Source organism: Brevundimonas sp. AAP58 (assembly GCF_001295975.1).
Classification (GTDB): domain Bacteria; phylum Pseudomonadota; class Alphaproteobacteria; order Caulobacterales; family Caulobacteraceae; genus Brevundimonas.
On record NZ_LJHU01000035.1, the window covers coordinates 24593 to 30866 of the forward strand.

Sequence of the window (6274 nt, forward strand, 5' to 3'; positions counted from 1 at the left end):
ATGAAGACCTTCGCACTCGCCGCCTCCGCCCTCGCTCTTGTCGCGGGCCTTCTCGTCGCGGCGCCCGAGGCCGAGGCCCAGACCGCCGCCCGCGTCGAAAGCCAGACCCGCCCGAATTTCGGCCTGCTGCTCGATCCGCCCACCCGTCAGAGCCGCCCGCGCCAGCATCGCCGCTGGACCTATGGCTCGCACCGGCCGGACTACCGGCCCGATTACCGCCCACCCTATGCGCCGGGCGGCGAGGAGATCGTGCTGGTGGACTGCGGCGGCAATCCCGGCACCGGCGCGGTCGAGGCAGCGGTGCATCGGGTCCGTCCAGGCGGCACCCTGGTCATCCGCGCACGCAGCGGCCCCTGCGTCGGCTGGCTGAACATCGACAAGCCCATGACCATCATCGGCGAGGGCGGCTTTGACCCGCGCCGCTGGACCCAGAACCCGACCGCCACGCTCCAGGCCCCCGACGGCGTGCCCTGCATCACGGTGGCGCAAGGCGTGCGGCTGGAACTGCGCGACATCGTTCTGGCCTCGCCCAACGCCGGAGAGGCCGCCTGCGTGGTCGGCTACGGCTCCGACATCGTCATGAGCCGCGTCGGCTTCCGCCACGTCGGCGACGAGGCCGCCATCTACGCCGACGGCGGCAGGGTTGATCTGCGCGACGTCGTCATCGACGCCCAGACCGTCGCCCCCGCCATCGTCATGGACGGCGCGACCCTGAACGCCTGGGAGACGGTGGTCACTGGCGCCCAGTCCGGCATCGACATCACGCCGGGGTCGGGGGAACCCTCGCGGATCGATTCCGTCACCCTGTCGGGCGTCGAGACCCCGAACAATTTCGGCCCGCGCGCCATCGGCCTGCTCGTCCGCTCGCGCCGCGACTACGGCCGAGTCGAGGTCACCAACAGCCGTATCTGCGGCTATTCCGAAGGCGTGGCGGTCGAGGGGGCATCGGTCTCCATAGAGGGCTCGCGCATCTGCCGATCGGACAAGGGGCTGGTCCTCTACAACGGCGAACTGACCCTGCTCGAAAGCCGCGTGCGCGCCCGCACCATCGGCCTCGCCGCCGTGTCGGGCCGAGCCGTCGTCAGAAACAACAGCTTCGTCGGCGTGCTCGACGTCTTCTATCGCGAGTACCGCGCCAACATCGACGCCTCGGGCAACCGCGTCTGGACCGACGGGCCGCTATGCCGTCCGTCCTACCGTCCCCGCTACCGCGATCGCTATGAACCCCAGTGGACCCAGCGTCCCGACCAGGGCTGGACGTGCGAATACTCGCCCTATCCCCGCGACTGGTGGGACGAGATGGACGGTGCCTACGGCGACCCCTACGACGACTATTTCTACACGCCCGACAACTACGGCCGCTTCCAGCAGGGCTATGGCTGGTACGACAGCTCGGGCCGCTACATCCAGGACGACCGCTATCAGGGCGATCGCCGCTGGCGCGACCGGTAGGCATCCGCAACCGTCGATGCGTCCAGACCCGGGATGATGCGTATCTGCCCTGTCAGGCCCGCCTCCCGGGCCGCTGGTAGGGTAGACATCATGATCCGAACTCTCGTCGCGCTCGGCGCGCTCACGGCCGCCATCGCCGCCACCCCCGTCGCCGCCCAGGACTGGAGCGGTGCCTACTTCGGCGGATTCGCCGGTGCCCAGGTTCAAGACCAGGAAGAGAACGAACGCATCCTGTTCGACACCAACCTGGACGGCAGCTTCAACGACACGGTCCGCACCACGGCGGGTGCCGACGCCTTCTCGCCCGGCTTCTGCGACGGCTCGCCGAACGCCAACAACGCCGCCGCCGGCTGCACCGACGATGATGAGGCTGCGGGCGAAGTGGGCCTGCGCGCCGGCTACGACTGGCAGATGGGCAACTGGGTCTTCGGCGTCGTCGGCGACCTCAGCCTGACCAATGCCGAAGACAGCGTCTCGGCGTTTTCGACCACGCCTGCCAACTACGCCTTCCAGCGCGAGGTCCAGGGCCTCGCCGCCGCGCGCGTGCGCCTGGGCTATGCGATGGGTGCCTATCTGCCCTACGTGACGGCGGGCTACGCGCTCGCCCAGGTCGAGGACAGCTATTCGACCTCCAACGGTGCCAACAGCTTCACCCCGGTCCGCAGCAGCGGCGACGCCGACGGCTTCCAGGTCGGTGCCGGCATCGAGCGCCGCCTGACCGACAGCATCTCGGTCGGCCTGGAATACGTCTATTCGGACCTGGAGCGGAACGATCCGCTGGTGGTGCGCACCGGCCCCGGCACGGCCCCGGCCACCAACCCCTTCCTGCTGGTCAACCCGGCTGGCACCGACCAGATCCGCTCCAGCGACACGATCCAGCTCCACGGCTTCCGTGTGACGGGTTCAATCCGCTTCTGACTTCTCTTCCCGGAGCAAGAACTGGCCCGGCCTGCTTGCGCAGGCCGGGCCTCGTTTCAAGTTTCGACGGATACGCAGGCTCGAGGGCACCGCGAACGGCAAGGCACGCCGGGCTGACGTCAGGATGGTGAGACGAATGTCCGCTTCGGTCAGTGGGTCCGGGTTCATGCCCCCGAAGCCGCCTCCTCCTGGATCGACCTTGTCAGCGTCCGGCTCACGGCTGACACGATTGGCCAGCCACCCTAGACACCCAGAATCCAGCCCTCTTCGTCCTGGACCTGCGCGACCAGCGCGTCGTCCGTTCCCTTCGGAGGGGCGAACGCCTTGGACAGTTCGCCTCGCTCGTCCATCAGGGCGAAGGCTTCAGCGGTGGTGCGGACCTGGGACTGGTCCTTGAACTCGCCCTCGGCCACGGTGGTCGGCCACATCGAGGGCCAGACCTCGGCGACCACAACCGACAGCGGCTCGACGTCGGCCGTGTCCAGCGCGCGCCAGCCGGTTCCGAAGGGCCACACCGCCGCCGACGGCCCCAGGTGCTCCATCAGACGCCGCACCATCGGAATGCCGACCAGGGTCTGACCGCCCACCGCGCCCGCGCCGTGCATCTGCCAGTTCGACTTGGGCTGCAGCTTGCCCTTCTTCACCGCCCGTTCGGTCGCCCGGAACTCGGGGATGTCTCCCGTCCCCTGCGGCGGCTTGGTCGCGGTCAGCCAGCGCTGCGTCTGCTTGGCCGGCGCGCCCCACATCGGCCAGGCGTCGTCGGTCATCAGCCGGTTCATCTTGGCCGCGACCTGATAGCGGTTGTTGGTATTGTCGGGCTTGTCGACGACGTTGGACGCCACGAACTTCCACACGGCCGACCAGGCCGGCGTGTCCTTCAGTCCCAGTCGCGCCGCCGTCCCAACCGGATAGCCGAACGAGAAATCGAACCCCAGCAGCACCCGGTCGCCCCGCTTGGCGTGGTCGGCCAGCAGGGTGCGGATCAGCGCCTCGCCCTCGGCGCGCGTCGCCACGTTGTGGGTCTCGGTGTAGAGGCGGAAGCGCACGTCGCGCTTGGCCACGCCGATCCAGACCGAGTTCTCGCCCAGCTTCTTGCCCTCGGCGGCGGTCCAGTCGGCGATGATATAGGCGTCGAACAGGCGGGCCACGGGCGGGTCCTTGGGGCAAGCAGGAGAGGAGTGGCGGACGTTTAGTCCGTCAGGAACCATGCGCCAACCCTCTCCCTCCCCCTGAGGGGGAGGGAGAACGCCGTGTCCTATTTCAGCAGCGCCTCCAGATGGCTCAGCCAGCGCCGCCCGAGCCTCAGCGCCTCCGACGGCGATCCCGCCTGCGCCGGTGCCATCGCGTTCCACAACGCCAGCTCGAACTCCGGCCAGCGGGCGTCGGCGAAGAGAAGGCGCAGCGTCACCTGCGCCGCGTCCGGGGCCATGACGTCCAGCGCCTTCCTGGGCTCGCCCCGTCGGATGCGGGCTACGACGTGGCCGTCGACGATGATCTCGCCGCCCTCGATCTCGTCGAAGGCATAGACCAGTCCATGTGCGCCGCGATCCCACAGGGTGGCGATCTGGCCCGTGTCGAAATCCAGTCCCGCCGCCTTGCCCTCAGACGGGGCCATGGCCTCAACCTCCGGCACCCGTCCCAGCGACTTCAGCAAGGCCCGTCGCAACCGCCGCTCGGGCTCCATCCACCAGTTCAGGGTCAGGGCCGCCGTGGTCAGGGCCGCAGCGGCCAGCGCCACCAGCAGGATGAGGCGAAGGGCTTCATCCATTCCCGGCCGCGCCCATCAGTCGGCCAGCTCGACCACCACCGGCACATGGTCCGACGGCTTGTCCATGTCGCGCGCATCGCGGTGGGTCTCCACGCCCACGAACCGGTCCGCCGCCTGCGGCGACAGCAAATGGAAATCGATGCGGATGCCGTGGTCCCTCTGCCAGGCCCCAGCCTGATAATCCCAGAAGGTATAGGTCCCCGGTGGCTGGTTCCCCAGCTCGCCCGCCTCATACAGCCCCAGCCCTTTCAGCGCCCGGAACGCCGCCCGGCTCTCGGGCTGGAACAGGGCGTCGTTCACCCAGGCCTGGGGGTTCTTCGCGTCTTCCGGCGTCGGGATGACGTTGTAGTCGCCGCACAAGGTGAAGGCCTCTTCCTGGGCCAGCAGATCGCGCGCGTGGGCGTTCAGCCGCGCCATCCAACGCATCTTGTAGTCAAACTTCTCGGTCCCGATCGGATTGCCGTTCGGAAGATACAGCCCGCCGACCCGCACCGGCCGAGGCCCCTCGATCACCGCCTCGATATAGCGGGCCTGGTCCTCGACGCCCTCGCCCATCTCGTCCGAGCCCGGCAGTCCGCGCCGGACGTCCGACATCGGCCGCTTCGAGAGCAGCGCCACGCCGTTATACGACTTTTGCCCATGGACCTCGACATTATAGCCCAGACTCTCGAACGGCTCTCGAGGGAACTTCTCGTCGGTCGTCTTGATCTCCTGGAAGCAGACGACGTCGGGCTGGGCCGCCTCCAGCCACGCAAGCACGGTCGGCAGGCGGGCGTTGACCGAGTTGACGTTCCAGGTGGCGATGCGCATCGGCCGGACGGTAAGCAGCGTCGGGCACAGGGGCAAGAAGCCGTCGCGTCCGGAGGCTGGCGGCCCGGCTGGCGGCCTGCTAACCCCCCGCCCATGAGCATTCCCCGCATCGCATGGGCGGCCTACGGCTTCGCCCTCGTCGTCGTGATCATGGACCAGATCACCAAGGCCATGATCCTGGGCTCGGTCGACGTGCCAGACGCCAACATGATCCCGCCGGGCTACCTGTTTGCCGAGATCATTCCCGGCGTCCTCTCCTTTACGATGGTGCGAAACACCGGCGTCAGCTTCGGCCTGTTCGGCGGCGGCGAGGCGAGGTGGTTTCTCAGCGCCTTCTCCATTGTCGTCGCCGGTGCCCTCGCATGGTGGGCGATGAAGGCCGAGCGTCGGCTGCTGGTCACCGCCATCGGACTGGTCATCGGCGGTGCTATTGGAAACGTCATCGACCGGGTTCGCTTCGGCTACGTCGTCGACTTCATCGACTTCTCCGCGACGGGTCTGTTCCCCTGGGTCTTCAACGTGGCCGACAGCGCCATCACCGTGGGGGTCGCCCTGCTCATTCTCGACAGCGTGATCTCCGAGCGGAAACCTGCCGTTGGCGCGGCCCCCGAAAAGGCGTAATCACCGGCTCTTGCTGAGCCTTCACCCTGCGTCGTCCACGCCGGAGCCCAAACCGACCATGCGTCTGCTGACCGTTTCTCTTGTCGCCGCTTCCGCCCTGGCCCTGACCGCCTGCGGAGGTCTGCGCCAGTCCATCGGCCTGACCAAGGTTGTGCCCGACGAGTTCGTGACCGTCTCGACCGCGCCCCTGACCGTTCCGCCGGAATACGGCCTGCGTCCGCCGACACCGGGTCAACCGCGTCCCCAGGAGCTGACCCCCGAAAGCGCGGCGCGCCAGATCCTGCTGGGTCAGCGCCAGGCGATCACCCGGTCGCCGGGCGAGACGGCCCTGGTGACCGCCGCCGGGGCAGACCGCGCAGACCCGCTGGCCCGCTATGTCATCGACGACGAGTTCGGCGATCTGGCGCACAAGGAACAAAGCTTCGCCGACCGCATCCTGTTCTGGCGCCGCGACGACGCCTCCACCCAGGCGCCGACCCAGACGCAGACGGCCGAAGGCGCGGTGACCATCGACGCCGCGACCGAGGCCGAGCGTCTGCGCGCCCTGACCGGCGGCGAGCGGTCGATCACCATCCAGCCGCGCCGCAGCGGCGGGTTCAAGCTGCCGGGGCTGTAGGGTTTCAATCCTGCCCCGTCGGGGGAGGTGGCACGGCGCGCTTGCGCCGTGGCGGAGGGGGCCCGACGCGCGTTCGGTGTCTGGGGCCT

Annotated in this window: 7 protein-coding genes; 4 read left to right on the forward strand and 3 right to left on the reverse strand. The window is 68.6% G+C overall.

Going from position 1 to position 6274, the window contains the following annotated elements:
• Positions 1-1452, forward strand: coding sequence for a hypothetical protein (locus tag IP78_RS05040; protein WP_054110614.1), 1452 nt, complete (start codon positions 1-3; stop codon positions 1450-1452).
• A gap of 90 nt (positions 1453-1542) precedes the next feature.
• Complete coding sequence (locus IP78_RS05045) at positions 1543-2370, forward strand: outer membrane protein (protein WP_054110615.1); 828 nt, start codon at positions 1543-1545, stop codon at positions 2368-2370.
• A 242-nt stretch (positions 2371-2612) separates the two neighbouring features.
• Here the strand turns inward: IP78_RS05045 and IP78_RS05050 are convergent, their stop codons facing one another.
• The 3 genes from IP78_RS05050 to xth all read right to left on the reverse strand — a co-directional run bounded on the left by IP78_RS05050 (position 2613) and on the right by xth (position 4948).
• Complete coding sequence (locus IP78_RS05050; RefSeq protein WP_054110616.1) at positions 2613-3518, reverse strand: hypothetical protein; 906 nt, start codon at positions 3516-3518, stop codon at positions 2613-2615.
• A gap of 107 nt (positions 3519-3625) precedes the next feature.
• Positions 3626-4138, reverse strand: a complete 513-nt coding sequence (locus tag IP78_RS05055; RefSeq protein ID WP_054110617.1) for a hypothetical protein — start codon at positions 4136-4138, stop codon at positions 3626-3628.
• 15 nt (positions 4139-4153) lie between these two features.
• The gene (gene xth / locus IP78_RS05060) at positions 4154-4948 is read right to left on the reverse strand and encodes an exodeoxyribonuclease III (RefSeq protein ID WP_054110618.1); all 795 of its coding nucleotides are present in this window, start codon (positions 4946-4948) and stop codon (positions 4154-4156) included.
• Between the two features lie 93 nt (positions 4949-5041).
• On the opposite strand from xth, the gene lspA reads away from it, so the two are divergent.
• Positions 5042-5569 carry a signal peptidase II gene (lspA, locus tag IP78_RS05065; RefSeq protein ID WP_054110619.1) on the forward strand — a complete coding sequence of 176 codons (528 nt, stop codon included), beginning with the start codon at positions 5042-5044 and terminating at the stop codon, positions 5567-5569.
• Between the two features lie 58 nt (positions 5570-5627).
• On the forward strand, positions 5628-6185 hold the full coding sequence (locus tag IP78_RS05070; protein ID WP_054110620.1) for a DUF3035 domain-containing protein: 558 nt from the start codon (positions 5628-5630) through the stop codon (positions 6183-6185).
• Positions 6186-6274: the final 89 nt, after the last annotated feature.

Bases quoted from the DNA above. Each gene is read 5' to 3' on its own strand.
- IP78_RS05040 (WP_054110614.1), top strand. From the start codon at position 1: ATGAAGACCTTCGCACTCGCCGCCTCCGCCCTCGCTCTTGTCGCGGGC.
- IP78_RS05045 (WP_054110615.1), top strand. From the start codon at position 1,543: ATGATCCGAACTCTCGTCGCGCTCGGCGCGCTCACGGCCGCCATCGCC.
- IP78_RS05055 (WP_054110617.1), bottom strand. From the start codon at position 4,138: ATGGATGAAGCCCTTCGCCTCATCCTGCTGGTGGCGCTGGCCGCTGCG.
- xth (WP_054110618.1), bottom strand. From the start codon at position 4,948: ATGCGCATCGCCACCTGGAACGTCAACTCGGTCAACGCCCGCCTGCCG.
- lspA (WP_054110619.1), top strand. From the start codon at position 5,042: ATGAGCATTCCCCGCATCGCATGGGCGGCCTACGGCTTCGCCCTCGTC.
- IP78_RS05070 (WP_054110620.1), top strand. From the start codon at position 5,628: ATGCGTCTGCTGACCGTTTCTCTTGTCGCCGCTTCCGCCCTGGCCCTG.